This is a genomic window from Oleiphilus sp. HI0128, assembly GCF_001635365.1.
Window position 1 is genome coordinate 1 of the sequence record NZ_LWGG01000598.1, and the last position, 427, is coordinate 427.

Annotated in this window: 1 protein-coding gene; it reads right to left on the minus strand. The window is 43.1% G+C overall.

Annotated elements, in window-relative coordinates:
- Positions 1-427 (minus strand): adenosylhomocysteinase (locus tag A3763_RS07265; RefSeq protein ID WP_197482830.1); only part of this gene is annotated, 427 nt, incomplete at both ends.

A 427-nucleotide genomic window follows, 5' to 3' on the forward strand; every position in this document is an offset into this window, starting at 1 on the left:
GGAAGTACTTTAACGTAGATGCTTTCCTTCTTCTCTGCTTCCATCAAGTTAGCGAATTTACGTTCATAAAGATAGATTTGGGCCAGTACCTGATTAGCGAATGAGCCATCCATAATTCGGCTAGGGTGACCCGTGGCATTACCCAGGTTAACCAAGCGACCTTCAGAAAGAAGAATCAAGTGATCATCAGCTCCCTTGTCACGATAAACCTTGTGAACCTGTGGCTTAATCTCGTCCCATTCCCAATTTTCACGCATATAAGCCGTGTCAATTTCATTATCGAAGTGGCCGATGTTACAAACAATAGCGCCATTCTTAAGTGTCTTAAGCATACTTGCATCACAGACATTGACGTTACCTGTCGTGGTAACAATCAGGTCGGTTGTTTCCATTAGTAGCTTGTTAATACCTTCTACAGAACCCGTGT